Here is a 1548-nt window from a genome sequence, read left to right as displayed (position 1 = left end):
GGAGCCACCACGGTCACCCCGGCTTCCATCAGGGAGTCGATCTTCGCCCGCCGCAGGACCTCGGTGGCTTCGGCAAGCTCCTTCCGGGAGTTGATCCCGCGCACCTCGTCGGGATTCCCGGCGACGACGGGGACGACGATCTTCCCCTCCTGGAGGGCCTGCACGACGAGGTCGGTGAGGTAGAACTCCCGCTGCACGTTGACGTCCGTCAGGCGCGGGAGGTTCCTCACGAGGAATTTACGGTCGAAGACGTACGTCCCCGAGTTTACTTCCCGGATCTTCCGGATCTCGGGGCCGCCATCCCTCTCCTCCACGATGCGGGCGATGGTGCCGTCCGGGTTCCGCAGCACCCGCCCGTATCCGGCGGGGTCGGGGAGGATCCCGGTCAGCACGGATGCGGCCGCCTTCCTGCGTCTTCGGACCGAGAGGAGGGTGCGGATGGTTCGGGGATGAAGGAGCGGGGCGTCCCCGCACAGGACGACGATCTCGTTCGCCTTGGGGGACAGGACGGATAGCCCGCACCGGGCGGCGTCCCCCGTCCCCAGCTGGTTCTCCTGGACCGCAACCTTCCCGCCGAATTCTTCCGTCGTCCCGATCACCTTCTCCCGGCCATGGCCGAGCACGAAGACGATCTCGGTGATCCCGGCGTCCTTCGCCGCGCGCGCGACGTGCCAGAGCATCGGCTTCCCCGCGACGGGGTGCGCCACCTTGGGGAGAGAGGATTTCATCCTCTTTCCCTGGCCCGCCGCAAGAATGATCGCGGAGATTGCCGCCATGGACCGATCCCCTCCGGGATGGTAAAATTGGCCCGTTCCGGCCGTATACCAGTGTACCCGGTTTCCCCGGGAAAAGGGAACGCCCAAAGTGACGAATCTGAAGGACGCGCTCGACCGGATCGAGCAGGACTTCGCCGAACTGAAGCGCCAGTACGACCTCTTCTTCCAGGGTGGCAGGCGCACCGAGCCCTCGGAGGAGCGCAAGATCCTCGAATGGATGTTTCGGCGTCTGGGACAGCGGAAAATCCCGAATACCACCGACCAGTTCCGGTTTCACAGCCTGCAGGGGAAGTTTCATTCCTATTCCAACCTGTGGACCCGGATGGTCCGGGACCTGGAAGAGGGCCACCTCTTTCGGGACACCCAGGGAACCCTCATCCGCACGAAAAGCCTTCCGGCGGAACCGGTCACCCCCGACCACCTCGACAGGGTGATCGAACAGCTGAAGAACGCGCGGCAGGAATGCGGCATCGCCACGGAAGAGAAGGACATCGACTCCCTCCGGGAGATGCTCCGGTCCCGCGCCGTCGAAATCGCCGGTAAGTCCGGCGCACGCCGGGTCGAGTTCCGGGTCACCATCGAGGGGGGGAAACCGAAAGTCAAGGCGGGGATACGGTAAGGGGAGACCCCCTCCTTAGCCCGCATTTCTCACCAGGCTTCTGCTGCGGCGGCGGATACAGGCATGCCTACTGCGTTGCGCTCGGTCGGGCTCCTCGACGTAGTGTCCACTACGTCTCCGGGGCCCTCGGTCGCGCGCCTTGTATCCACGCCC

General features: G+C 65.3%; 2 protein-coding genes. One reads left to right on the top strand and one right to left on the bottom strand.

The features are described 5' to 3' along the window. The coding region (locus VJ307_06100; GenBank protein HJX73712.1) for an NTP transferase domain-containing protein at positions 1-776 on the bottom strand (776 nt) is incomplete at its 3' end. Positions 777-864: 88 nt separating this feature from the next. Here VJ307_06100 and VJ307_06095 point away from each other — a divergent pair. Continuing rightward, on the top strand, positions 865-1395 hold the full coding sequence (locus VJ307_06095; GenBank protein ID HJX73711.1) for an MXAN_5187 C-terminal domain-containing protein: 531 nt from the start codon (positions 865-867) through the stop codon (positions 1393-1395). Positions 1396-1548: the final 153 nt, after the last annotated feature.

The sequence above is a fragment of the Candidatus Deferrimicrobiaceae bacterium genome (assembly GCA_035256765.1).
Classification (GTDB): Bacteria; Desulfobacterota; Deferrimicrobia; order Deferrimicrobiales; family Deferrimicrobiaceae; genus CSP1-8.
This window is presented reverse-complemented; position numbering and strand designations above follow the sequence as displayed.